Source organism: Arthrobacter sp. 05T420, from assembly GCF_056396305.1.
In genome coordinates this window covers 217,682-242,144 of sequence record NZ_JBFTLG010000005.1, presented here as the reverse complement: position 1 = coordinate 242,144, position 24,463 = coordinate 217,682, and the positions used below count along the sequence as shown (strand labels likewise).

Annotated in this window: 19 protein-coding genes and 1 rRNA gene; 8 read left to right on the top strand and 12 right to left on the bottom strand. The window is 66.4% G+C overall.

All coding sequences use genetic code 11. The annotated features are described in order from the left end of the window. The 4 genes from rrf to AC1DEM_RS07300 all read left to right on the top strand — a co-directional run. Positions 1 to 96: ribosomal RNA gene (gene rrf / locus AC1DEM_RS07315) — 5S ribosomal RNA — on the top strand; the annotation flags it as partial. 376 nt (positions 97 to 472) lie between these two features. Then, entirely contained in the window at positions 473 to 1,975 is a 1,503-nt protein-coding gene (locus AC1DEM_RS07310) for a CBM96 family carbohydrate-binding protein (protein WP_476883845.1), read from the top strand. A 164-nt stretch (positions 1,976 to 2,139) separates the two neighbouring features. Then, on the top strand, positions 2,140 to 2,988 hold the full coding sequence (locus AC1DEM_RS07305; RefSeq protein ID WP_476883844.1) for an SDR family NAD(P)-dependent oxidoreductase: 849 nt from the start codon (positions 2,140 to 2,142) through the stop codon (positions 2,986 to 2,988). A 117-nt stretch (positions 2,989 to 3,105) separates the two neighbouring features. Then, entirely contained in the window at positions 3,106 to 3,405 is a 300-nt protein-coding gene (locus tag AC1DEM_RS07300) for an excalibur calcium-binding domain-containing protein (RefSeq protein ID WP_476883843.1), read from the top strand. Between the two features lie 88 nt (positions 3,406 to 3,493). Here AC1DEM_RS07300 and AC1DEM_RS07295 read toward each other — a convergent pair whose 3' ends face one another. The 5 genes from AC1DEM_RS07295 to AC1DEM_RS07275 all read right to left on the bottom strand — a co-directional run bounded on the left by AC1DEM_RS07295 (position 3,494) and on the right by AC1DEM_RS07275 (position 13,281). Further along, on the bottom strand, positions 3,494 to 5,323 hold the full coding sequence (locus tag AC1DEM_RS07295) for a putative bifunctional diguanylate cyclase/phosphodiesterase (protein WP_476883842.1): 1,830 nt from the start codon (positions 5,321 to 5,323) through the stop codon (positions 3,494 to 3,496). A 314-nt stretch (positions 5,324 to 5,637) separates the two neighbouring features. Next, a complete protein-coding gene (locus AC1DEM_RS07290) occupies positions 5,638 to 7,986 on the bottom strand; it encodes a multicopper oxidase domain-containing protein (protein WP_476883841.1) in 2,349 nt (782 codons plus the stop codon). After that, complete coding sequence (locus AC1DEM_RS07285; RefSeq protein ID WP_476883840.1) at positions 7,983 to 8,690, bottom strand: hypothetical protein; 708 nt, start codon at positions 8,688 to 8,690, stop codon at positions 7,983 to 7,985. The genes AC1DEM_RS07290 and AC1DEM_RS07285 overlap by 4 nt, the downstream gene beginning before the upstream one ends. Positions 8,691 to 8,786: 96 nt before the next feature. Further along, complete coding sequence (locus AC1DEM_RS07280; protein WP_476883839.1) at positions 8,787 to 10,889, bottom strand: putative bifunctional diguanylate cyclase/phosphodiesterase; 2,103 nt, start codon at positions 10,887 to 10,889, stop codon at positions 8,787 to 8,789. Positions 10,890 to 11,025: 136 nt separating this feature from the next. Then, positions 11,026 to 13,281 carry a putative bifunctional diguanylate cyclase/phosphodiesterase gene (locus AC1DEM_RS07275; protein ID WP_476883838.1) on the bottom strand — a complete coding sequence of 752 codons (2,256 nt, stop codon included), beginning with the start codon at positions 13,279 to 13,281 and terminating at the stop codon, positions 11,026 to 11,028. Positions 13,282 to 13,573: 292 nt separating this feature from the next. Here AC1DEM_RS07275 and AC1DEM_RS07270 point away from each other — a divergent pair, with 292 nt between their 5' ends. Continuing rightward, complete coding sequence (locus AC1DEM_RS07270; protein ID WP_476883837.1) at positions 13,574 to 14,764, top strand: carboxylate-amine ligase; 1,191 nt, start codon at positions 13,574 to 13,576, stop codon at positions 14,762 to 14,764. Positions 14,765 to 14,891: 127 nt separating this feature from the next. Here AC1DEM_RS07270 and AC1DEM_RS07265 read toward each other — a convergent pair whose 3' ends face one another. Beyond that, entirely contained in the window at positions 14,892 to 15,374 is a 483-nt protein-coding gene (locus AC1DEM_RS07265; RefSeq protein WP_476883836.1) for a sensor histidine kinase, read from the bottom strand. Between the two features lie 429 nt (positions 15,375 to 15,803). On the opposite strand from AC1DEM_RS07265, the gene AC1DEM_RS07260 reads away from it, so the two are divergent. After that, positions 15,804 to 16,076 (top strand): hypothetical protein, encoded by a 273-nt coding sequence (locus AC1DEM_RS07260; RefSeq protein ID WP_476883835.1) that lies wholly within the window; start codon positions 15,804 to 15,806, stop codon positions 16,074 to 16,076. Between the two features lie 160 nt (positions 16,077 to 16,236). Next, on the top strand, positions 16,237 to 16,461 hold the full coding sequence (locus AC1DEM_RS07255) for an aldo/keto reductase (protein WP_476883834.1): 225 nt from the start codon (positions 16,237 to 16,239) through the stop codon (positions 16,459 to 16,461). A gap of 35 nt (positions 16,462 to 16,496) precedes the next feature. Here the strand turns inward: AC1DEM_RS07255 and AC1DEM_RS07250 are convergent, their stop codons facing one another. The 4 genes from AC1DEM_RS07250 to AC1DEM_RS07235 form a co-directional block, all read right to left on the bottom strand. Further along, positions 16,497 to 16,877, bottom strand: a complete 381-nt coding sequence (locus tag AC1DEM_RS07250; RefSeq protein ID WP_377988472.1) for a nuclear transport factor 2 family protein — start codon at positions 16,875 to 16,877, stop codon at positions 16,497 to 16,499. 155 nt (positions 16,878 to 17,032) lie between these two features. Beyond that, the gene (locus AC1DEM_RS07245; protein WP_476883833.1) at positions 17,033 to 18,205 is read right to left on the bottom strand and encodes a glycosyltransferase family 4 protein; all 1,173 of its coding nucleotides are present in this window, start codon (positions 18,203 to 18,205) and stop codon (positions 17,033 to 17,035) included. A 405-nt stretch (positions 18,206 to 18,610) separates the two neighbouring features. Continuing rightward, on the bottom strand, positions 18,611 to 18,850 hold the full coding sequence (locus AC1DEM_RS07240) for a hypothetical protein (RefSeq protein WP_476883832.1): 240 nt from the start codon (positions 18,848 to 18,850) through the stop codon (positions 18,611 to 18,613). A gap of 67 nt (positions 18,851 to 18,917) precedes the next feature. Then, entirely contained in the window at positions 18,918 to 20,354 is a 1,437-nt protein-coding gene (locus tag AC1DEM_RS07235; RefSeq protein ID WP_476883831.1) for a flotillin family protein, read from the bottom strand. Between the two features lie 303 nt (positions 20,355 to 20,657). Between AC1DEM_RS07235 and AC1DEM_RS07230 the strand changes: the two genes are divergently transcribed. After that, positions 20,658 to 22,145, top strand: coding sequence for a phenylacetate--CoA ligase family protein (locus AC1DEM_RS07230; RefSeq protein WP_476883830.1), 1,488 nt, complete (start codon positions 20,658 to 20,660; stop codon positions 22,143 to 22,145). 16 nt (positions 22,146 to 22,161) lie between these two features. Here AC1DEM_RS07230 and AC1DEM_RS07225 read toward each other — a convergent pair whose 3' ends face one another. Both AC1DEM_RS07225 and AC1DEM_RS07220 read right to left on the bottom strand, forming a co-directional pair. Beyond that, positions 22,162 to 23,148, bottom strand: a complete 987-nt coding sequence (locus tag AC1DEM_RS07225) for an HNH endonuclease (RefSeq protein WP_476883829.1) — start codon at positions 23,146 to 23,148, stop codon at positions 22,162 to 22,164. A 41-nt stretch (positions 23,149 to 23,189) separates the two neighbouring features. Further along, complete coding sequence (locus AC1DEM_RS07220; protein WP_476883828.1) at positions 23,190 to 24,401, bottom strand: serine hydrolase domain-containing protein; 1,212 nt, start codon at positions 24,399 to 24,401, stop codon at positions 23,190 to 23,192. Positions 24,402 to 24,463: the final 62 nt, after the last annotated feature.

Genomic DNA, 24,463 nt, shown 5'->3' with positions numbered 1-24,463 from the left:
GAAACGCCCGGTCCCATCCCGAACCCGGAAGCTAAGACCCACAGCGCCGATGGTACTGCACCCGGGAGGGTGTGGGAGAGTAGGTCACCGCCGGAACACCATTAACGGTCGAGGACCCCCAACCACGTTGGGGGTCCTCCCGCATTTAAACCCCCTTTTCCCTGCTGCCAGTCACAGGGCCGCGCCAACTGACTAGCAGCAGGGGCCGTTCTGGGCCTTCAAAACGGCCCCTGCTGCGAGCTACTTGGGGAAGAAGGCCGCTGATGAATCAGGCGGGCAGTTCAGGCACAAGCTCCACAGCCCGGTGGATCCCGGAGATGCCTTGAAGCGCTGGAAACCTTGGGAATACCTTTAGCCCGCCGGCTATTTCGGGCGCGGGCATTGTGGGCCATTTTTGCGCAAGCTAGGGTGTGAATTCCTACGAACCACTAAGGCGCAGGGTGCGTCGTCCAGACCCTCTAGGAGTCCTACGATGCGCGTCGATCCCGGTTTCGCCTTGGGCAAAAACGGTACTAAAAGGCATCGGTCTAGCCGGTACTCTTTGGGTCGCCGATGGATTTCCCTGGCGTCAGTCTTTTTCCTGGTGGCCGCCACAATGTCCCTTATTGCGGGCCCCGCAGAAGCCGCTACGTTTACCTTTTCTACTACGGCAGATGCTGTGGTGAAGCGTGACAGCCCCACCATTAACTTCCGGACGGCAACAAGCCTGAAGGCTGATAATTCGCCGGTAGAAATGATCTTCCTCAAGTTCACGGTCTCCGGCACTGCCGGCAGCACCGTGACCGGCGCCAAGCTCAGGCTGTTCGCCACGGATCCCTCCAACTCGGGCGGCCAGATCCGACGGGTCCTCAATAACTCCTGGAGCGAAAACACGATCACCTTCAACAACTCGCCCGTTGCGGAAACGCCGATCGTGGCTTCGCACGGTGCTGTTGCGGATAACACTTTTGTTGAGTTTGATCTCTTCGGTGCGATTAAGGGTGACGGGACGTATTCGTTCCGCATCAGCACCACATCCTCCGACGGCGTCATTTACAGCTCCAAGGAGTCTTCCGTCACCACGCAACGGCCTCGATTGACTGTCACCACTAATGCCACGCCGCCGCCCCCTCCGCCCCCGCCGCCGCCTCCGCCTCCGCCTCCCGGAGCCAACCCGTGCGGCACGGCGACCGTCGCGCCGGCGAAGTACGACCACGTCATGTGGGTGATTTTTGAGAACAAGACCTATTCACAGGTCATCGGGAACGCCAGCGCGCCGTACATGAGCACGAAGGCGAGCCAGTGCGCGTCGGTGTCCACGTGGAGTGACGCAGGCACGGGGTTGCCCTCGTTGCCGAGCTATCTGGCCATGACCTCGGGCAGCACCCAGGGCGTTACTTCCGATTCGAACCCGAGCGGCCTGCCGCCGATTACGGCCGACAACATCTTCCGGCAGGTGCGTACGGCCGGCCAGTCCTATAAGAGTTACATGGAGGACATGCCCTCGAACTGCCGTTTGAGCGCCTCCGGCCTGTATGCAGAGCGGCACAACCCTGAGGTTTACTACCAAGGTCCGGGGGACAGGGCGGCATGCGCGGTCAACAATGTGCCCCTGGGCAACGTGAGCGCGGGACAACTGGCAAGCGACCTGGCTAATAACACTCTGCCGAACTTTTCCGTGCTGGTGCCGAATGTTTGCAATGACATGCATGACTGCAGCGTCGCCACGGGCGACACCTGGCTCTCGCAATGGATGCCGGTTATCTTGAACAGCCAAAGCTACCGGGCAGGGCGAACGGCGATATTCGTACTTTTTGACGAAGATACCCCGATACCCAATTTCGTGGTGGCTCCTTCTGTGGTCCCCGGCACCGTCATCCAGGGTAACTACAACCACTACTCCCTTCTCCGGACCACCGAAGAAATGCTGGCCATCGGCCTGAAATTGCAGAACGCCAGCACGGCTCTGAGTTTCCGGACGCCGCTGCGTATCTAGGTGCGGACTTAGGTGCTGCGCACCTAGGTGCCGCAGGGGATTCCCAGCAGACTCCCGGGCAGCACCCGGGCCGTCCGGAACGTTCTCCGGGTTGGGCTCGTTAGAATTTGACGGGGCTGGATTCCAAAAGACCAGACCAACGCTTTCGTTCTAAGGACACCTCAATGCCCGAGCGCACTATCGTCATCACCGGAGCCAGCGACGGCATTGGAGCGTCCGCCGCGCGGACCTTCGCCCGGCAGGGGGACCGCGTGGTCGTCGTCGGGCGTTCCGCGCAGAAGACCGAGACGATCGCGAGCGAAATTGGCGCTGACTTCTTTGTCAGCGACTTCGCCGATCTGGGCCAGGTGCGCACCCTGGCCGCGCAGCTGAAGGAAAAGTACCCGCAGATCGATGTCCTGGCGAACAACGCCGGCGGTATCATGGGAGCCCGCGAGCTGACCGTGGACGGCCACGAGACAACCTTCCAGGTTAACCATCTGGCACCGTTCCTGCTCACCACTGAGCTGATCGACGTCCTCGCCGCCAGCCAGGCCACCGTCATCAACACCTCGAGCGTCGCGAATTCGCTGTTCGGCAAGCTGGACATTGACGACCTCGACGCGGCCCGCAGCTACTCCACCAACCGCGCGTACGGCAACGCCAAGCTCGCCAACATCCTCTTCACCACCGAGCTTCACAACCGCTACAACACCGAGGGGATCTCGACGGCGGCGTTCCACCCCGGCGGCGTGGCCACCAACTTCGCGGCGGACTCCACAAGCCCCATGCGACTGGCCTACACGTCCTTCCTCAAGCGCTTCATGCTGACGCCTCACCAGGGCGCGGACACCCTTGTGTGGCTCGCCAACGCCACCCCGGGCCACGACTGGATCTCCGGCGCCTACTACGCCAAACGGACGCTCTCCAAGGCCAACAAGCAAGCCTACGACGCCAGCCTGGCCAAGGCATTGTGGCAGCGCAGCGAGGCGATGGTGGCCCAGGACCTCGACAAGCTGGACCGCCGGCAGTAAATCACGTGAGCCTCACCGCCTGAGCCTTCCCGCCTACGCCGGAATCGTGGGTTAGCATATCCCTGCCCCTCGCCGACTCGCGGCCGAGGGCTTCTATTGGGGGGAGTGCTCTCACACGTGCACCTGAAGAAACTGATTATTGCGTCCCTGGCGGGTGCCGCCGTCGTCCTGAGCGCCACGGCCGTGCCGGCATCCGCCGCGCCCGCGCCGAAGTCGTACAAGAACTGCACGGAGCTCAACAAGGTCTACCCGCACGGCGTCGGCCGCAAGGGTGCGAAAGACAAGACCACCGGAAAGCCGGTCACCACCTTCCGGGTCGACAATACCCTGTACAGCTACAACGACGGCGGGGCGCGGCACTGGGGCGAATACGACCTCGACCGCGACAACGACGGCATCGCCTGCGAAAAGCGCTGACGTGAACTGACGGGATCCTCGCCAACGGCGGGGATCCCGACATGTTTAACCCACTACCGGCCGGGCGGGACGGCTGCCAGGCGGCCGGCTACCCCGCGGCGTCGACCTTGTCCAGGGCGGTCAGGGCGCTCTCCATGGTCCCGGCCAGGTGGCTGGCGGGGGCGGGCTTGGCGAACAGGTAGCCCTGCAGGGAGTCGCAGCCGCGGTCCATCAGGTACTTGGCCTGCGCGGGGGTCTCGATGCCTTCCGCCGTGACTTTCAGTCCGAGGGCCTGCGCGGCGTTGATCATGGTGGCGAAGAACGGGAGCTGTTCCTGCCCGGTTTTGATCATGGCCACGAAGGAGCGGTCGATCTTGACGTTGTCCAGGGGCAGTTCCTGGAGCCGGCCGAGCGTGGAATATCCGGTGCCGAAGTCGTCCATGGCAATCCGGACGCCGGCCGCGCGCAGCTGCCGCAGCTGGCCCAGCACGTCCGAGGCGGCGTCGAAGAACACACTCTCCGTCAGTTCAAGGGTGAGCTGGCGCGGGTCAACGCCGGTGGACGCGGCAATCGCGAGCACGTCCGTGGCGAAGTCCCGGTGCTGGAACTGCAGGCCCGAGACATTCACGGCGACGCTGTACGCGGGGTCGCCGGCCAGCCATGGCCGGATCTCGGCGCAGGCGCGGCGCAGGACTTCATCGCCGATCTCGCGGATCAGGCCGCTCTGCTCCGCCACGGGCAGGAACTGGTTGGGCGGCACCAGCCGGCCGTGCCGCTCCCACCGGGCGAACGCCTCGAACTGCACCACCGAACCGATGCCCGGCGACACTACGGGCTGGTAGTGCACCGAGATCTGGCCCAGCTCGACGGCGCGCCGGAGCCCGGAATCGCCGTCCACCTTGTGGGCCGCGGTGTTCAGCATTTCCGGCCGGAAGCGGAGCCAGGTGTTCTTCCCGGCAGCCTTCGCCGCGGTCATGGCGGCGTCGGCCTGCCGCAGCAGTTCGGCCCCGTCCAGCGTCTGCCCCGACTTCGACGCCAGGCCCATGCTCACACCGGGCCGGACCATGGAGCCTCCCACGCGCAGAGGGGCGTAGAGGGCCTCGGCGATCCGTTTCGCCACCGCGTCCGCGTTGAGGCACTCGGTCAGCAGCACCGCGAACTCGTCGCCGCCCAGCCGGGCCACGGTGTCGTGCGGGCGGACGCAGTTGCGCAGCCTGCTGGCCAGCTCCACCAGCAGTTCATCGGCCGCCGAGCGTCCCAGGACGTCATTGAGGTGCCTGAAGTCATCGAGGTTCAGCAGGAGGATGTCCACCGGATCGGGGCGGCGCAGGGCCGCGGCGAGCCGCTCGTTGAAGAGGGGGCCGTTGGGCAGAGCCGTCAGCGGGTCGCGGAGGGACCCGGCCCTGAGTTCGTCGTCGTGCCCGGCAAACGCCGCGGGTGCGGCGGCACCCTGAAGTCCGCCTAGGCCAGGAGCTCCCGCTGAACCAGGAGTACGACGGCGGATGAAGTCGCCGCTGAGGGGCCGGTTGGCGTTGCCGGCGCCAGAGCTTGTTCCAGGGTTCCCTGCGGGGTTCGCTCCGGCGGTGCCGCGGATCGAGAGCGCCACGGACGTTCCGGGGTCGGCCGTTCCTTCGGGGGCGGGGACTAGGGAGCACGTGATTTCGACCGGAAGTTCGGTGCCGTCGGCTCGGCGGCCCGAGCCGGTGAACTGGGGGCGGCCGCCAGCGGCCTTGCCCAGCGCGGCCAGGACGCCATGGAATTCCTCCCGCGAGGCCTCGGCCAGGAGCATGCTGTGGTCCGCGCCCATAAGCTGCGCGCGGGAGTAGCCGAAGAGCCGTTCCGCTGCCGGGTTGAGGAAGGAAATGGAACCGTCCGGGCCCACCAGCAAAAGTGCGTCCGGACTGTACTCCAGCAGTTGTTGTGCGAAACCAGCTTCCACGATGTCTAACAGCCCCCCAGGCAATGAATACGGATAGCGGGCGCCTTGCGGAGAGCGAGGCGCACTGCGCTGACTGAATCATATGCCGTGCCGGCTCACCGAACGTGATGGGCATCATCCCGCCACCAAATGTGTCGAGCGCGCCCCGATTTGACGCCCTGCCCGGGCAGCCTGCCGGGCTACCCGCGGCGGTACGCCGGGCCGACGTCGCGGTCCACTGCCAGTCAGTGACGACTGGACGGCGTCGAATACGGCGACGATTAGACAGTGGCGACTGAACGGCGTCGAAAACGCCGACGACTAGACGCCGACTACTAGACGACGACGACTGGAACCCTCCGTGTGAAGAGGACCTCCTGGGTGATCCAGTCCAGCAGGTCCACGTAGAGCCAGAACGTGCCGGGGGCCGGCGGGCGCAGAAGCATGTCGTAGCGCTCGGCGGCACCGAAGTTGACCAGGCTGGACCGCAGAGGGCCTGTGGAAGAAATCGGCACTGCCGGTCCGGTGGGGTTGGACGTGTCCCGGAACGGCCGTCCGTCGTGCGAGATGAGTTCAGCCATGGCCACCGGCTTGCCCGCGGAATCGGTGAAGCGCACGTTGACCGGGAAGTAGTTGGCATTGAGCAGCCGCAGCAGGGTGGGTTTGATGGCTCCTCCTGCCCTCTTGGCCCGGATGCGGGTAAGGCTGATGGGGCCTTCGATTTTCGGGGGACGGGCTAATTCGCCGCCCAGCAGGTAGAAGTTCTTGGGATTGAACTTGTCCAGTCCAACGTCCTCGCCCGAGAGCCCGGCGGCGTGGTTGAGCAGGTGCCAGCGGGGGTCGACGGAGTAAGGGACGAGGATGGTCTCGGTGTCGATGTCGTATTCCGGACCGTCAACGAAGGCCCGTCTGGCGCCTTTGGTCACCGGAAAGTCCGAGTGTACCGGGGGGTCGATGATGAGCGGGCCGAACATGCCCATTTGCACGTGCAGTGTGGTGTTGACGTGGCAGTGGTAGAAATATGTGCCGGACGCACCCACGTTCGGGTTGCCAGGCTGCCCGCGTTCCGGCCGCCACTGATAGGTGTAGCTTCCCGAGACCTCGAATGAGGTGTGGCCGACGCCGTCGTTGCGTGGATCCGGCTCGATGCCGTGCCAGTGGATAGTGTGGACCTTCTTGCTCGGGCGGACAGTGCCGTGGAACAGTTGCCCCTCGGTGAGCCGGATCAGGGGTGCGGGGAAGATCCGCCCGGAGTTCTCGGTCTCGAAGGTCCAGATCTCGAACTTGCCGCCGTCGTCGAACACCATTTCGCGGTTGAAGAACTTGAACTCGTGTTCCACGTCTGGATTCTGGCGGAACTCGGTTTCGGGGCTTCCCTCGTGCATCTGATGGGAGCTGAAATCCACCTGGGTGCGGAAGAGCTCGTGCGTGGCCGCGCCCGTGCTTCCGGGCGCGGGCGCCGCTACAGTCCAGTGGCCAACCAGCCCGCCGGGATACATGCCGCCCCTGGCTACCTGGGAGGGCTCGGCATGGCAGTGCATGGGGTAGTCCCAGTCCTCGTTCCGGGCGTTCCACACCTCATCGATGACATCCGGCGGCCGCCGCAACGGGAGCATGGAGTCCTTGCGGTCCAGCGGGTGCATTTCAATGACGTCCTCCCACTGCTGCAGCACCACGTGACCGTCCGCGTCAATTCTTCCGCCGGTACGCGGAAACATGCTCCCGTTGCGGTTGACAGTCCAGAGGTGGTTTCCATGAAAGTGCAGCTGGTGGTGGACGACGCCGGCGTTGAGGAACCGCATCAACTGGCCGGTCCTCACAGTTCCTGCCCTGGCGCTCTGGCTGAAATTGCGGACGTCGACCTGCCGGGCCGAGCCCGACATCAGGGAGTCCTCATCCCGGACGCGGTTCAGCGCCTCGTCGGTGGACGCGGCCAGCGACTGGAAGCCGCTGCGGCCGTTGAGCGTGAAATACCGCGGATACACCGGCGTCTTGTCCGGATCCACCGTTCCGTTGCGCGACGCGATGCCGGCCCAGACCGGGTCAACGTTGTGGAGCATCCACAACCACTGGCGTTCAAATTCCGGCCCGTTGGGCATGGGCAGCCACGGCGAGGCCGGATCCGTGACCAGCAAGGCACCAAAGAGGCCCAGGACGCGCTGAACCGGGTCGGCGGTGGGATCGGCCGGATCGGCGCCAGGATCGCAGTAGAGGTAGGTGCCTGCTTTGGGGGCCGGGAATACCAAGGTTTTGGTTTGACCGGGCCGGATCTCGCCGGTGCTCACGTGGCTGTTGCCCGCTCCCGCGTTGAGGAACTGCAGGGCGTGCGGCTGGGCCAGGTGATTGGTGACGCGGATGCTGATGGTGCTGCCGGTCTCGGCGATCAGCGTCCGGTCCGGGAAGAAGCTGGCCCAGAATGCGCGGCGGACCAGGAATTCACCGGGGTTGGCAGGGTCCTTGGCAGCCGGTGCCGGGCGTCCGAGCGGGGGAGGGGTGGCCTTCAGGGGGTAGGTGCGACTCGCCACCACCGATCCGTTGCGCAGGAACACCCTCGGGCTGATGACCAGGCTGGGCTTGGGATCGTTCACCAGCGTCCGCCGGTCACCGAACCCCCGGTGGTAGACGCGGGTTCCGTCCACCATGGGCAGGAAGCCGTCATTGATGTGGATGTCGAGCGGGCTCATGACTTCACCTGGCTAACGGTCAGAGGCGGAAGGGGGAGGATGGCCGTGCCATCGTGTTCCGGCTCCGCATACTCCAGTTCCATCGCGAGGGCGTCATGGGGTGCCAGGTAGCTGATCCAGAGATGCTCTGCGGCCCCGGGGTCTACCGTGCCCAGGCCGCGGTCGAAGTCCTGGGGAGTGATGGTGGTTCCGGACGGGAGCAGCCGGAGGCGTAGTTGGCCGGGGCTGAAGAGCACGGGTTCGTGACTGGAGTTGCGGAGTTCAACCTCAAGGAGGACGACGTCGCCCCAGGTCTGGTTGAACGGCTGGGGCCAGCCGGGATCCTCCGGTGGAGCGCCGTCGTGGTCGTGATCGTGGGAAGTGGCGGAGAGGTTCGTCGAGTTCGCGGCCCGTTCGAAACTTCCCGTGACGGCCCGGTTAGCGCCTGCGGCCAGGGAGCCGGGATCGTCGAGCAGGGCGGCTGCGCTTTCGAGTGACCGGAATGCCTGTTGGCCCTTGGCGTTCAGCCGGGCCAGGCGGCCCGCCCGGGTGACCGACAGGACACCAAAGGCGGTATCCAGTTGCGTTGCAGCCTGTGGACCGCTTCGGGAGATGGCGCCGTAGGTGCCGCCCGCCACCAGGAGGAAGGCGCCGCCCCCCACGATCAGTCCGAACTGGCGCCGGCTCAGGACAGGGCCGGAAATCAGGGGTGAGCGTGAATCCATGGTCGGTGCCTCCACGTCGAGTTCGCGATAGGGCCCAATGGTGCTGACAGGGCCTTATGGAAAACTTGGGAAGCCGGACGCGAGTTTCCGCACAGCCTACCCGGGCAGCGGCACGCCCTCGAGGTCAGCGATGGCCGCCACCGAGCTGCCGACGGCCCGCTGCCGGGCCGCCCCTGGTACCGGGCGGGAGAAGAGGAAACCCTGCAGGGCATCGCAGCCATGGTCCATGAGGTAGCGGGCCTGGGCCGGCGTCTCGATGCCCTCGGCGGTGACCTTCAGCCCCAGGCTCCGGGCCATGTGGATCATGGAGGTGAGGATGGGCAGCTTTTCGACGCCGGTCTGCAGCATGGACACGAACGACTTGTCGATCTTCACCACATCCACCGGCAGGTCCTGGAGCCGGCCCAGCGACGAATAGCCGGTCCCGAAGTCGTCCAGGGCTACCCGGATGCCGGCCTCGCGCAGGGTCTCGAGCTGGCCGATCACGTGGGAGTGGGCGTCGAAGAACACGCTCTCGGTCACCTCCAGGACCAGCTGGCGCGGGTCCACCCCGCTCCACGCCGCAATGTCCAGGACACGCTCGGCGAAATCGCGGTGCTGCAGCTGCACGCCGGAGACGTTGACGGCCAGGCTCCGGAACGGGTCCTCGCCGAGCCACGGGGCGAGCTCGGTGCAGCTGCGCCTGAGCACTTCGGCCCCGATCTCCCGGATCAGGCCGCTGCGTTCCGCGGTCTCGATGAAATCATCCGGCGGGATCAGCTCGCCTCCCCATTCCCAGCGGGCCAGGGCCTCGAACTGCACCACCTCGAGCCGGTCACTGGAGATGACGGGCTGGTAGTGGACCGTGATTTGCCCCAGCTCCACCGCCCGCCGCAGCCCGGCCGTGAGCTGGGTGCGCTCCAGCAGTGCCGCCAGCATCTCGGGCCGGAAGTGCACATAGCAGTTCTTGCCGGCCTCCTTCGCCGCGTACATAGCCAGGTCCGCCTGCCGCAGCAGCTCCGATGACGTCTCCGTCCCGGCGTCGCGCGATGCCACACCCAGGCTCAGCCCCGGCCGCATGAGCGTCCCCTCGATGGAGACCGGTGCGTTCAGCGTGCTGACCACGCGCTGGGCCACGGCGTCGGCGTCCCGGCAGCCCACCAGGAGGACCACGAACTCGTCCCCGCCCAGCCGGGCGACGGTGCCATGCGGACCCACGCAGTTCTGGAGCCGACGGGAAATCTCCACCAGCATCTCGTCGCCGGCATGGTGGCCCAGGACGTCGTTGACTTCCTTGAAGTCGTCCAGGTCCAGGAGCAGCACGTGCACCGGTTCCGGCGTGAGCAGCGCCGCGGCGGCCCGTTCGTTGAAGAGCATCCGGTTGGCCAGGCCCGTGAGCGGGTCCTGGAAGGCCAGTTCCTTGAGCTTGCCCGCCTGCTCGGCCAGTTCCTCCATGGCGCGGCGGGCCTGGTCCTGGGCGCGCCGGCGTGAGGTGATGTCGCGGAAGTTCCAGATCCGTCCCACGATCGCGTCCGCCACCCTTTGCGGGCGGGAGTACACCTCTACCGTGCGGCCGTCGGCGAACTCCAGGACGTCGTGGCTCTGCATCAGGCTATCGGCGTAGAGCGCCGCGACCTTCTGCAGGAAGTAGTCGGGGTCCACCAGTTGGTCCGCGATGAAGCGGACCAGCGCGTTGGGGTCCTCGGCCGCGATCAGCTCCGGCGGCATGCCCCACAGTTTCAGGTACTGATCGTTGATCCCGGTGATTTGGCCCTCGTTGGAGACCACCACGATGCCGTCCGACGTCGATTCCAGCGTGGCGTCCAGCAGCGAGACTGCCAGCCGCCGGCCCGAATCGGAATCCTTGCGGTGCTCGGCGTCGCGGACGGCTACCGCCATGGCCGTGCCGGCGCCGACACTCACCAACGCGCACGTGATCTCCACGGCGAGTTCCGAGCCGTTCCGGTGCCGGCCGACGGCGGCGAACGGCCGGCTGCCGGCCTTGCTCTTGCGGCCCAGTCGGCCAAAGACCCGCAGGAAACCGCCGCGGGCTTCCTCCGAAAGCAGGATGGTGTGCTGGACGCCGAGGAGTTCCTGGCGGGGGTAGCCGAACAGCCGTTCCGCGGCAGAATTCACGAAGGCGATGGTCCCGTCCGCTGTCAGCAGCAGAAACGCATCAGGACCCTGCTCCAGCAGGTCTTCACCAAATCCAGTTCCCACGACGATACCGGCCCCCAAGCGACGGAGTTCATAGAGCGATGATGTTCCCGGCCGAGGTGCCCGGATGAATGCGTTTCCCTGAATCATAGGGTCCTTCGGCCTTGTGTCCAGCACAGCGGCCACGGAACTTTACGGGTCACCGGTTGCCGGGCACCCGAACGCCTTTCAGCGCGGCGATGGCCCGGGCGGCCCGGTCCAATGCAGGCTGGAGCGTGGCCTCCGGCTGGGGGCCAGAAAACAGGAAACCCTGCAGGCAATCGCAGTCCAGATTCATCAGGTAGCCGGCCTGGGCGGCCGTTTCCACGCCCTCTGCCGTGACGGTGAGCCCGAGTCCGTGGGCCATGCCGATCATGGCGTTCAGGATGGGCAGCGGTTCCGTGCCGGTGTTGATCATGGCCACGAACGACTGATCGATCTTCAGTGTGTCCACGGGCAGGCCCTGCAGCCGTCCCAAGGAGGAAAAGCCGGTGCCGAAGTCATCGAGCGCCACGCGGACGCCGGCCGTGCGCAGGCTCATGAGCTGGCCGATCACGTGGCAGTCATCCTCGAAGAAGACGCTCTCGGTGACCTCCAGGACCAGCTGGCGCGGGTCCACGCCGCAGGATGCCGTCACGGCCAGGACCAGCTCGGCGAAGTCCCCGTGCTGCAGCTGGACGCCGGAGACGTTGACAGCCAGGGACCGGGAGGAGTCCTCTTCCAGCCAGGGCTTGAGTTCGGTGCAGCCGCGCAGCAGCACTTCGGTGCCGATCTCGACAATGAGGCCGCTGCGTTCGGCCGCTGGAATGAACTGGTTGGGCGGAACGAGCACGCCGTCGCGCACCCAGCGGGCCAGGGCCTCCACCTTGGTCACGGTCCCGCTGCCGGCGGAGACGATCGGCTGGTAGTGGACGGCGATCTGTCCGTTGTCCACGGCCAGCCGCAATCCAGCCTCGAGGTCGTTGCGGTCCACCAGGGCCTTCATCATCTCCGGCTGGAAGCGCATGTACCGGTTCTTGCCGGCGGACTTGGCGGCATACATCGCGACGTCGGCGCGGCGCAGGAGCTCGGAGGCGTCCACGGCGGCCTCGCCGATCGAGGCGAGTCCCAGGCTGAGGCTGGGCCGTAACATGGTGCCGTCGATCCACACCGGGAGGCGCAGCGAGTCGACGATCCGGGCGGCCACCGCCTCGGGGTCCGCCGAGTCGACCAGGAGCACCACGAACTCGTCGCCGCCGAGCCGGGCCACGACGTCGGTGGGCCGGACGCAGGTGCGCAGCCGCCGGCCGACCTCAATGAGCATCTGGTCCCCGGCATGGTGGCCCAGGATGTCGTTGACTTCCTTGAAGTCGTCCAGGTCCAGGAGCAGGACATCCACCGCGGTGCTGTGCGGGCCCGCGAGGGCGCCGGCGAGGGTGTCGTTGAACAATTGGCGGTTGGACAGCCCGGTCAGTCCGTCCCGGAACGCCAGCGCCTTGAGCTGGGCGGACTGCGCTGCGAGATCTGCCATGGCCCGGGTGATCCGGTCCTGGGCATCCTTGGCCGCGGTCACGTCGCGGAAGCTCCACACCCGTCCGACCACCTGGTCCGCGACTTTCTGCGGGCGCGAATAGCGGTCGAAGGTCCGGCCGTCGCGGAATTCCAGGATGTCGTGGCTTTCCGCCGCGGGGTCGGCGTAGAGAGCCTCGACCTTTTCGACAAACTGGGCCGGGTCCCGCAACTGGTCCACGACGACGCCCAGCACGGCCTCATCGTCCCCGGTGGCCAGCATTTCCCGCGGGATGCCCCACATGGTGAGGAACTGATTGTTGACGCCGGCTATCTCGCCCTCGCTGCTGACCACCAGGATGCCGTCGGCGGTGGATTCGAGCGTCGCGCTCAGCAGCGACATGGCCTCGCGGAGGCTGTCATCGTTCTCCGGCCGGTGCGAGGTGTCCCGGACCGCGGCGATCATGCTTACCGCGCCAACACCAGTCCCATTCCCGGTGCCGTCCCCGGTGATGAAGATGGCCCCGGCCACCTCGGCCCGGAACTCCGTGCCGTCCCGCCGCACCCCGTAGGCCTCCACGGGAGCGGTGTCCGTCTCGTCGTCGACGACGTCGGTATGGGCGTGGGCGTCGCGGCGGCGGAGGTTGAAGAACAGCCGTTCCAGCCCGTTCCGGAACCCCTCGGCCAGGAGGATGCGGTGGTCCGAGCCCACGAGTTCTCCACGGTGGTACCCAAACATGCGCTCCGCGGCGGTGTTGACCATCCGGATGGTCCCGTCCTCGGCCACCACCAGCAGGGCGTCGGGGCTGGATTCCACCAGGTCCCCATAGCCCGGCACCGCGCTGGAGACTTCCTCCGGAACTGTCCCGGAGACTTCGCCGGAGATTTCCTCCGGGTACGACGACGGCGGGTACGACGACGCCGTCATCCGGCTACCGCCGGGCGAACCTGAGACCACCAACGAGACATAGAGAACCCTCCCATCGGGAAATCATAGGCGCCCGGGGGGTACACGCCGTGTCAACACGTGGGCGGGGCGGGGCAGAGCCCCACTGGGGCCCGCGCGGAACGACCAAACCCCCCGTTGCGCTGTCACCTAGGGTGCTTAAAACCCGGGTTTGGCCGGACTCCTGATTCCACCCGCGTGACCACTGCCGCCCCTGCGCGCAGCCTCTGCCGTGTGGTACTCGGCGGTCGCTTTCGTCCGTCACACTTAGCACGTGCGTACTTTTGGTGTTGAAGAGGAATTCCTGATCGTGGATCCCGATAACGGATACCCTCTGCCCTTGGCCGGAGAGGTGCTTCGCCTGCACGATCCCGGCCGCCAGGCGGTGAACCATTTGGCACCCGTCCAAATGCTGGCCGCCGAGCTTCAGCAGGAGCAGCTCGAAGTCATTACGCACCCGCATTCCAGCCTGAGCGGACTCGCGGCCGAGATACGGGCGGGCCGGGCCCATGCCGACTCGTTGGCCCGGATGGCCGGCGCGAGGATCGCTGCCCTGGCCACGTCCCCGCTGCCGGCCGCACCGCACGCCACCCGCAACGACCGGTATGACGCCCTGATGGAAAAGTTCGCTCTGACGGCCCGAGAGCAGCTGACCTGTGGATTCCATGTCCATGTCTCCGTGGGCTCCGATGAGGAAGGGGTCGCGGTCCTGGACCGGATCAGATCCTGGCTGCCGCCCCTCATAGCATTGAGCTCAAATTCCCCCTTCTGGAACGGCGCAGACAGCGGGTACGCCAGTTTCCGAACCCAGGCGTGGAACCGGTGGTCCACTGCAGGGCCCACAGAGGTCTTCGGCTCGGCACAGGCCTACCACTCGCTGGGGGAACGCCTGTTGGGCACCGGGGTCGTCACCAGCCCGGATTTCGACGCGCGGCTGTCCATACGCCACCCGACCGTCGAGGTCCGGGTGGCGGATGTTTGTCTTGATGCCCGCGACGCCGCTCTGATTGCTGCGCTGGTACGGGCACTTGTGGAGACCGCCGCCCGGGAATGGGAGGCCGGCCAGCCACCGGACCTGGTTCCCGCCGCAATCCTGCGTCAGGGAGCCTGGCGCGCCAGCCGTTGGGGCACGGACGGAGAGCTCCTCCACCCGGTAACGCACCGGCCAGACACCGCACGAAATGTCTTTGACGCACTCCGCGGCCATGTCCGGGAGGCCCTGGAGGACACCAGCGATACCGCCTACGTCGAGCAGTCCCTGCAAAGGATCCTTGATCAGGGCACGGGAGCCACCCAGCAGAGGCAGGCTTTCGACCGCTACGGCAGACTCGCCGACGTCGTCGCCCTCGCCACCGGCCTCACCCATCAAGAATCCGCCGATCATTTCAGCTTCGGCGAGCCGGTCCTCGGAAGAGAAGGAGAAACGACTAACCCAAGCACGGATTTGGTCTCCGTCTCCGGCTAATGCACAACGGAGACTGCCGCCACGTGGACTGGACTGCCGTGGACTCCACCCGAGCGATGGTCGTGAGCAAGCCAGCAGCACGCCAGCCCGGCCGCTGGTCCCGAGCAGAAAAGCGGTGCCGCGGATGCTAGTCCAGAGGCAGTGTTATCGTCACACAGGTTCCCGCAGCGGCGGAGGAATCGATGATGATCTCTCCGCCGGCGAGGATCACGGCCAATTGCATGAGGCGCAGTCCCATGCCGGTGTGCCGACCAATCATGGCTGCCGGCACATCGAAACCCCGGCCGTCGTCGGTCACTTTGAGCTGAACGCCGTGGCTCATGCTTTGGGTGACGCAGCCCAGCCGGACGGTCACAACCGAGGCCTGAGCGAATTTGTAGATATTGCTGAGGAGCTCCTGCGCCGCTCGGTACAGAAGAGTTGCGGATTTCCGGTCTACTTCCGTCCTGTGGTGCGGAGTCTCCAGATGCACCACGGTCCCGCGTTCGCGGAGGGGAAGCGTCAGGCGGTCAATTGCACCGGTTACCCCAAGAGCATGGAAGTCGACCGGGTGTGTATCGGTAAGGACGCCACGTACGGCGACGACTTCATCGCTTAGTAGTGATTTCATACTCTTACTGTGCGCTTGTGTCGTTGGCATTTTCTTGTGCCGCGCCGCGGAGACTGAACCTTGATTCTGCAGGCCGCCCCCGAGAGATTCCGGCAGGTATCGGAGCGGATGAGTATGCCTGGCTGTCAGCGTCCTCAGTGATGGCAAGTCCCTGACTGACGTCTGTTGAGTACCGATAATTGCGGCAGATTGGGATCTGTTATGGATTTCCTGACACTTGCCGTGAGGGCCTATGGGTCACCCTGACGCTCGCCGCGGGCGAGCCCGCCGGCATAACGTACGAAGGCCGCCGCGAGCGATCCAGGCCGCTTATTCTGGCTGCCTTTCGAAGATCAGGCGGGCGTGGTAATTTCTGCTTGGATTAGGAGTTCCTCATGCGATTGCCTTCCAATCCGGCTCCTGATACCGCTTTCGAAAGCAGAGGCAACGATGGCAACTCTATTGATCTTCCATGAGGTCGACGACGTTGACCACTGGCTCAGCTCGCCGCGACGCCAGGAGCTCTTCGGACCTATGGGCATGACTGTTCGAACCTTTGTCGACCCGGAGAAATCCAACCGCGTCGGCCTGATCGTCGAAGTCCCGGACATGGACACGTTCCAGCGAATGATGGAGTCCGAGGCCGCGGCCGACGCCATGAAATTCGACGGCGTACGCCGGGACACGATCCTGATGCTGGTCGAACCCGAGCCCAGCACCTGACCCGGGGACGTAGCGTTGACGGGTCTTTGAGGCGTGTAGCCGCTCATATCTGCGATCTGCCGCCGGTGGACGGCGCGTTTGGCCAGCCCCGCCGGTCGCGTGCGGGCGGCTGGCTTGGCACGCCGCGGAGCAGGGCATCGCCTACATCCCGTTCTTCCCCTTGGGCGGATTCACGCCGCTTCAGTCCGGCACCCTCAGGGATGCCGGCAGACGCCTGCAGGCAACCCCGATGGGTGTCGCCCTGGCCTGGCTGTTGCAGCGCTCGCCGAACATCCTGCTCATCCCCGGCACGTCCTCGCTCGCGCACCCCTGGGACAACGTTTCGGCTGCCGCCCTCGAGCTGCCGGCCGATGCGATCAAGCACCTGAACGCAATTGCCCAATAGCGACGTCTGACCTGACCCGGTTACGGATTTTCTGTCTAGATTTTTTCAACCCATTGGGCACGCCACTGTGGCGCGTCGAATGCCTCGCTCCAGTAGGCTGTCTCCTTGGCGATTTTGCCCTCGCGAAATTCAAAGATGAACACCGTTTCGTACTGTGGGCCGCCGTAATCCAACAACGCCTCGGCGACGACCAGGTCCCCGCCACTGGTCAGCCGGCGCGGGGTGATGGTTGGCAGTTGTGGGAAGGCGTTGTAGATTCCCCTCCGATTCTCGGCGCCGCGCACGAGTTCTCCGGATTGTGGCCAGTGCATGACCGCGTCGTCATGAAACAACTCGTCCATGACCGCAACCTGACGGTCATTGATACAAGCGATTAGCCGGTTGACTACCTTCTCGTTCGCATTCGTTTCATCCACAGTCTTGACCTGATTTCTGGGGGAGCGTCTGCTTCTGCATTGGGCTCGTGTCTGGAGGGGCGGATGCGGCCCCTGTATGTCGTCTTCATGGTCGGAGGATCAGCCGATGACGGCCAGTGCCCTAAGTCCCCCCGTTGCGCTATCACTTTTGGTGCTTAAAACCCGGGTTTGGCCGCCCTAAGTGATAGGGCAACGAGGGGGGAGCGGGAAACCGCGGGCTCGCGGATCACGGCCTCGTAGTGGCCCACGAGTTCTGCCCCGAGGACGGACCAGGTCCGGCCTTGGACCGAGGCGTGTGCGGCGGCGGCGAACGCGCGGCGCTTGGCGTCGTCGCCCATCAGGTCCATCACCCGGGCGCGGAGCGCGGCGAGGTCGCCGGGTTCGTACAGCCAGCCCGTCCGCGAATTCTCCACCAGGTCCAGCGGGCCGCCACGGCCCGTGGCCACCACTGGCACGCCGGACGCCATGGCCTCCTGGATGGTTTGGCAGAAGGTCTCGAATTCGCCGGGATGGACGAAGAGATCGAAGGAAGCCACGGCGCGGGCGAGGTCATCGCCGCCGAGGAACCCGGTGAAGACCGCCTGCGGTAGGGCAGCTTCCAGAGCGGCCCGCTGTGGCCCGTCACCGACGATCACCAGCCGGGTCCCGGGTACATCCGCCAGCGCCGCCAGATCCTCCACCTGCTTCTCGGCCGCCAGCCGGCCGACGTAGCCGATGAGGCGCTCGCCGCCGGGGGCCACGGTAGCCCGCCAGCCGGCGTCGCGCTTCGCAGGGTTGAACCGCTGGGTGTCCACGCCGCGCCGCCACATGTCCACGCGCGGAATGCCGCGGCCGCGGAGCTGGTTGAACGCGAAGGTGGAGGGGACCAGGGTGCGCGAGGCCAGCAGGTGGATCTGGTCCACCCGGTTCCAGGCCCAGTTTTCGAGGAACGGGACCCCGTAGCGGCCCGCGTAGCCGGGCACCTCGGTCTGGTAGATCGCCACCGTGGGGATGCCGAGCTGGTGGGCGGCCTGCGCTGCCCGCCAGCCGAGCACGAACGGGGACGCGAGGTGAACGACGTCGGGCGCGTAGTCGGCAAGGATGCGCTTGACCCGATACACACCGCCCATCGCCACGCGGACGTTCGCATAGCCGGCCAGCGGGACCGAGGGAAGCCGGTGGACGTGGGCGCCATAGACCTCGTGCGGGACCTCCGTGGTCTGCGTGGACGGCGCGAGCACCAGCACCTCGTCCCCGCGCTCCTGCAGATGCTCCAGCACGCGCAGGATGGAGTGGGTAACCCCGTTCATGAGCGGCAGGAATGATTCGGCGACGATTGCGATCCTCACCCCTCCACGGTGCGGGGGGCGGTTTGCGGTGCGGGGGAGCGGGCGTGGCCGGCGGGGGAAGAGTGGGTTAACAGGTAGGCGCGGTCAGGACGGAGCTATCCAGAGGAAGACGGTGCGCGGAGGGGGCAGGGTGCGCACTGTCGGAAACCGCCAACGGGCGCAGCTGATTGCGGCCATGCGTTCACGGCGCAAACCCGAACGAAGCAGCGGTGCCGGACGGCATGACGAAAGACGAGCTATAGCGGATCGGGCCAGTTGCCGACCGGGAAGAGAGTACGGGTGGCAGAAACCATTAATACCCTCACAGCCGGGCAGCCACGCAGACGCTTATTGCCTTCCATCAGAAATACCTCCAGAGGCTACGGAACTTCAGAATACGCCCGCCGCCTCCCGGCGTCCAGAGTGTCATTCGGCCTTGAGGACATCCGGAAGCTCGTCCACAAACACGGTCTGCGGCGGTTCAAAATAGATCACCAGGACCTGCTCGCCCACGGCGAAGACGCTGCTGTTGTCGAACGGGTGAGCATGGAACGCGCTGGTGCCACCGCGGACGGGCAGCATGACCTCGCCGATTGTGCCCGGGCCGATCCGACCCGTGACCCGCCCAATCTTTCCGGTCAAGCTCCGGTCAACATCCTTGTGCATCACAATCCCCGTACATCGATTCCCCTACGCCTCAGAATCCCGGTGATTTGCCCCCGCATAGCGACCGCTACGCCCCCGGAGCCTTGATATCCCGTTTGGCGGCCTCCCGGCTGTTCTTGAGCGCGCCGGAGAGTGCCGGGAGGTAGTCGCCCACCTGTGCCAAAATCCCGCCGATCATCTGGTTGACCCCTTCGCCGCCGTTGAGGACGGTCATCTGGCCGACATGTCCAAACGGCTCGGCGGCCGCCGCAACGATCGCCGGCATGTTCTCAGCCAGCTGCTGGGAGATGACGGCGTCCTGGTTGGTTCCGAGGGCTTCGGCACGGGCCTTGATGCCTTCCGCCTCGGCCAGTGCCTTGGCCTTGATGGCGGAGGCGGCGGCATCGCCGCGGGCCTTCGTAGCGGCAGCCTCGGCCTCGCCGGTGACCTTGGTGGCACCGGCCGCCGCAGCCGCCGCCGTCGCGTTCGCCTGCGCCTGCACCTCGGTCCGCCGGGCGTTGGCCTGGGCCTCGAGCTCGGTGCGCCGTGCCAATGCCTCGGCCGCGCTGATGTCCGCGGACTTCTGGCCCTCGGCATCGGTGCGCTTGGCATAGGCCCTCGCGTCCGCGGGCTTGCGGACGGTGGTCTGCAGCTTCTGTTCCTCCCGGTCGGCCTCCAGCTTTGCCACCTCGGTTTCCTGGACTACCACCTGCTGACGCGCCGTCGCATCCGCCAGCGGGCCGGCCTGGGCCGCGTTCGCCTTGGCGCGCTCGGCATTGGCCTGCGCCACGGACTGCCGGATCGCGGACACGCTCCGGGCGTCGGCAATCAAGGCCTCGGCCTCCGCTTCCTTTTCCGCGGCCTCGCGGTTCCGGGTGGCCTCCGCGATGCGGGCCTCCATCTTGACCATGGCGATGTGCGGCTTGGCGATGTTCTGGATGTAGCCCGTGGGGTCCTGGAGGTCCTTGATCTGCAGCGAGTCGACCACCAGGCCCAGCTTCTCCATTTCGACGCCGCTGGCGCTGCGGACCTGGGAGGCCAGCTTGTCGCGCTCGCGAATGATTTCCTCGACCGTCATGCTGCCGATGATCGAGCGCAGGTGGCCTTCGAAGACGTTGTACACCTGGCTTTCCATCTTCGGTTGCTGGCCCAGGAACCGCCGCGCGGCGTTGGCAATAAACGGCGGGGCATCCCCGATCTTGTAGATGACCACGCCGTCGACAATCACCTGGATGCCCTGGGAGGTCACGCAGGAGACCTTGAGCTCGGTTTCATTCAGCGTCAGGGACAGCGGCCGCACTGTTTGCAGGCCGGGGAGCACCAGGGCCCCCTTGCCCGTGACGATCTTGAAATCCATCCCCTCCCGGGTATCCAGGGTGCCGCGCGTCAGCCCGGAGATGATGAGGGCCTCGTTCGGCTCCGCCACCTTCCACATCAGTTTTGTCGCCACCCAGATGACGCCGACGACGGCGACCGCCCCCAGAATGATCGAAATGAGCGGATACAAAAATGACAAGTCCGGCATAACCAGGTCCTTTCACGGCGGTGGAAAAAGGTGTTAGGCAAAGCCCCAAACGATGCTGCTGGTAGTCCCCGGCCGGCCCGGTGGCAGGAATTCTCACGCCGCCCAGCCAGCTGTTGTACACAGTCTGTGGTGCTACCTGCCAGTTAGTCCAGCAATTCGGCGGTGTCCGGGCATTCGCGCAGGTCCATCCGGTGCCTAAAGCCCCTGTTGGGCCAGCCGAAGCCGTGCCAGCGTGGGAGAGGGTGCGTCTCGAGGGCCGGCGCCGTGAAGGGGTGATGGGTGATGCGCGGCTCTCCTCTCGGGATGACACGGATGACCGGGATCGCGTGGGACATCTGGCGGGCCGGCCGGGCAAGCCCGGACGCGATCGCCCGCCGGCAACGGGACCGGCTCGGCACGCTGGTTGAATGCGCGCGGTCCTCCTCGCCCTACTACCGCAGGCTGTACCGGGACGTTCCGGAGACGGTCACCGATCTGGCGGCGAATCTGGGGGAGCTGCCTCCGGTGGGCAAACGTGAGCTCATGGAGAACTTCGATGACTGGATGACCGACCCCCACATCACCCTCGCCGGACTGAAGAAATACCTCGTCGGCGACGCCTCACGCATCGGCGGCCTCTACCGCGGGCAGTACCTCGTGATGACGACGTCGGGGTCCACCGGGGAACCCGCGGTCCTGGTCCACGACCGGACCTCGCTGCAGGTGGCGAACCTCCTCGGCCCGATCCGTGAACGGCGGACCCTGATGACGGCTGCGGAGGCCCGGGCTTTCCTCCGGCGGGGGCTGCGGGCCGCGGCACTGATCGCGGACGGGGACCACTTTGCCGGCGTCGTGCTGACCGAAGCCGCGCGCCGGCGCAGCGCCCGCATCGGCCGCCGGGTCCGCGTGTTCTCCGTGCTCCGGCCGCTCCCGGACCTCGTGGCGGACCTCAACGACTTCCAGCCGACCGTGCTCTACGGCTATCCGAGCGCCTTCCTGCAACTGGCCAGCGAACAGAAATCGGGACGCCTCAACATCCGTCCCGTCCTTGCGGTCGCGTCCGGGGAGGGCCTGGCAGCCCCTGCCGGGGCAGACATCGAGGCCGCCCTCGGCTGCCGCGTCACCGTGCGGTACCTTGCTTCGGAGGCGCTCGCCCTGACCAGCCGCTGCCGGCAGGGGCTGCTGCATGTCAATGCTGACTGGAACATTGTGGAGCCGGTGGACGACGCCTTCCGGCCAGTCCCGGCCGGGGAACTCTCACACACGGTGCTGGTCACCAACTTGGCCAACCGGGTCCAGCCACTGATCCGCTACAACCTCGGCGACCGGGTGCAGCTGGATGCCGGCCCGTGCACCTGCGGGAGTCCCTTTCCGACGCTGCGGGTGGAAGGCCGCAGCGGGGACGTGCTGAGCTTCGCCGCCGGGGCGGCGCTGGACAGGGAAGCGTTGGACGGGGCAGTGCTAGACCGAAAGACAGGGCCGGACGGGGCAAGGCCGGACGGTGGTGTTCTCGACCAGCAGTCAGCGTTGGACGGAAAAGTAGTCACGGTGCTGCCTTTGGCGCTGGGCACGGTGATCGAGGAGACTGCCGGCGTCCGCCGGTTCCAGGCGATCCGCACCGGGCCGCGGTCGCTCACCGTGCGGCTCGAGTTCGGGCCGGATGCCGTGCCGGCTGACGTGCAGGCGGCGGTGGGGAAGCGCCTGGGTGCGTTCTTCGCGGCCCAGGGCGCAGACGGCGTCGACGTCCGGTTTGCCGGGGAGCCGCCCCGGCCGGACGGCAGCGGCAAGTTCCGGCAGGTGTGGTCCGCCTGAGAGCGTTCACTGCCGTCTACTGCTGGTTGAGGATCCGCCGGGCGTCCTGCTGGGCCTGGAGCTCTCTCTGGGTCAGGGCCTGCCCGGTCAGGTAGCCGGCGGAGGCCATGGCCCGGCGCAGCTCCGCGACCGTGCGCGGCGTGGTCACCCCGAGGTGTGCCATGGCATGGCAGTTGGCGCAGAGCGGCACGAGGTCCGTGACGGGATCAAGTTCGTAGCTGCCGCCCAGTTGGGACACCGGGACCAGGTGGTGGACCGGGATGAAGTCCTTGCCGATGTCCCCGTACGCGATTTCAAAGGAGAACCCGCACACCGCGCAGCTGGTCCCGTGATGGGCGATGCAGGCCCGGCACGCGTCCGCACTGTGCTCGTACCGGTTCACCTCGACCCGGATGACGGCCGCGGCGGGGACGGTGCCGGGCACGGGCTGGGTGGGGTCGGCCCCTGGTGGCGGGCCAAACTCTCGCCAGAGTCTGCGCAGGAGGGGCTCGAGGGACGGTTCGATGGCAAGTGCTGGGCCGGGCAGCGCTTCCCAGTCGATGCCGGGCACAGTCTCTTGGAGGACCGCGGGCTGGATCTGGTCCCCGGCGGGCAGGAGGCCGTCGAAGGCCACACGGATGCAGAGCAGGGACCCGGCCGTTGCGGCGCTCGCGGTGTCCGGTGCCTGGAGGCGGGGAGCCGGCCGCTCCGAGACGATGACACCGTGGCCGATCAGGCCGCGCCCGTGGCGGCCCTGGAGCACCAGCCACGCGTCCGCGCCGGAGACGGCGGCGTCAGCCAGGTTGTCGGCGTCCGAGAGGCTGCCGACCGCGCCGGAGACGGCGGCGTCAGCCACGTTGTCGGCATCCGCCAGACCGCCCACCGCGCCGGAGGCGGCGGCGCCCGCCAGACCGACCTCCCAGCTGGCCAGGAACCGGCCGGATTCGGCGACCTCCTCCAGCACTGCCGGATAGGTCCAATCGTTCCATTCGTCCGGGTTCCAGACGAGGATGATGGCTGTCATCTGCCCATTGTCGCAGTGTCTGCAGCGACCGGCCGCGGCCGTTACCCCGGACTTCCTGCCGCGTTGTTGAGCGGCCCTGTCGGCCCGGTCTGGCACGTGGCGTTGAGGGTGTCCTCCGCGACGGATTCCATCTGGTGCAGGATGCGGGTGCCACCGGGCTGGAGCGGTTCCGGGGGATAGGCCACGGCCATGGTGAGCTGCCGGGTTCCGTCCGCGCTGGTCATGGCGATGGTGCCGTAGCCGGGCACGTCGCCGGGATGGCCGTAGTAGAAATCGTTCGTGCAGAGGTCGTTCCAGCGGACCACCCCGAGTCCATACCTGGCGTAGAGCGGGCTCTCCATTTGCGTGATCGTGTCCGGCTTGAGCAGCCGGTTCTGCAGCAGTGCGCGGTAGAACGTATTCACATCCGCCACGGAGGACACCATGCCGCCGGCGGCGTTGTCGATCTGCGCGGCCGGATAGGTGACGTCGAGTTGGTTGCGGCCCAGCGCGATGTAGCCGTGGACCATCGACGACGGCGGAGGCCCGGCCGCGGTCATCAAAGTTTCGCTCAGGCCCAGCGGCTGGATGATGTCGGTGCTGATCACCTCGCCGATCCGCCGGCCGCTCAGGTGCTCGACGATCAGCGCCAGGGCAATGTAGTTCGAGTTGGAGTACTCAAATCCTTGGGCCAGCTTCGCCTGCCACGAGATCCGTCCCGCCATGGCCAGCAGGTCCGCCAGGCTCACCTTGGTGGTCAGGGCTTGCCGCACCGTGGCCGGATCGAACAACGGCCCGTCCACGGAGGGCATGCCAGAGCGGTGCTGCAGCAGCTGGCGGACGGTGACAGGTCCCGGCGGGTGCATCACCTTGTTGAAATCCGGCAGATACCTGCTGACCGGCGCGTCGAGCTCCAGCTTGCCTTCCTCTGCCAGTTTGAGCACGCAGACCGCCACCATGGACTTGGTGATGCCGCCGACGTGCACAGGGTCCGTGATCTCGGCCCGGGATGGGCTGGCCAGGTTTCGAACACCGTAGGCCGCGGACCACACGTCGCCGCCCACGCGGAGCTGGATGAGCACGGCAGGGGCGCCGTCGCCGAGCATTCTCCTGCTGAACTCGTCGAGCATGGTCCGGTAGCCGGGATCGGGCGAGACCGGCTGCACCGGCGGGTGCGGTCCGGGACTGCACCCGCCCAGGGCCGCAGTCAGAGCGACGGCAAGGATCGCGGCTGTGAGCCGGCGGAACGATGCTCGAGTCCAGGCCACCGTCATGATGGTCCTTCTTGCAGGTCGGGTTTGTAGTCGGCGTAGGAGGACGCCCCTGGCCGGGCACC

What these genes read in the sequence shown, in the direction of transcription:
- AC1DEM_RS07310 (WP_476883845.1), top strand. Translation starts at nt 473, where the DNA reads ATGCGCGTCGATCCCGGTTTCGCCTTGGGCAAAAACGGTACTAAAAGG.
- AC1DEM_RS07305 (WP_476883844.1), top strand. Translation starts at nt 2,140, where the DNA reads ATGCCCGAGCGCACTATCGTCATCACCGGAGCCAGCGACGGCATTGGA.
- AC1DEM_RS07290 (WP_476883841.1), bottom strand. Translation starts at nt 7,986, where the DNA reads ATGAGCCCGCTCGACATCCACATCAATGACGGCTTCCTGCCCATGGTG.
- AC1DEM_RS07285 (WP_476883840.1), bottom strand. Translation starts at nt 8,690, where the DNA reads ATGGATTCACGCTCACCCCTGATTTCCGGCCCTGTCCTGAGCCGGCGC.
- AC1DEM_RS07275 (WP_476883838.1), bottom strand. Translation starts at nt 13,281, where the DNA reads ATGACGGCGTCGTCGTACCCGCCGTCGTCGTACCCGGAGGAAATCTCC.
- AC1DEM_RS07265 (WP_476883836.1), bottom strand. Translation starts at nt 15,374, where the DNA reads ATGAAATCACTACTAAGCGATGAAGTCGTCGCCGTACGTGGCGTCCTT.
- AC1DEM_RS07260 (WP_476883835.1), top strand. Translation starts at nt 15,804, where the DNA reads ATGGCAACTCTATTGATCTTCCATGAGGTCGACGACGTTGACCACTGG.
- AC1DEM_RS07240 (WP_476883832.1), bottom strand. Translation starts at nt 18,850, where the DNA reads ATGCACAAGGATGTTGACCGGAGCTTGACCGGAAAGATTGGGCGGGTC.
- AC1DEM_RS07235 (WP_476883831.1), bottom strand. Translation starts at nt 20,354, where the DNA reads ATGCCGGACTTGTCATTTTTGTATCCGCTCATTTCGATCATTCTGGGG.
- AC1DEM_RS07230 (WP_476883830.1), top strand. Translation starts at nt 20,658, where the DNA reads ATGACACGGATGACCGGGATCGCGTGGGACATCTGGCGGGCCGGCCGG.
- AC1DEM_RS07225 (WP_476883829.1), bottom strand. Translation starts at nt 23,148, where the DNA reads ATGACAGCCATCATCCTCGTCTGGAACCCGGACGAATGGAACGATTGG.
- AC1DEM_RS07220 (WP_476883828.1), bottom strand. Translation starts at nt 24,401, where the DNA reads ATGACGGTGGCCTGGACTCGAGCATCGTTCCGCCGGCTCACAGCCGCG.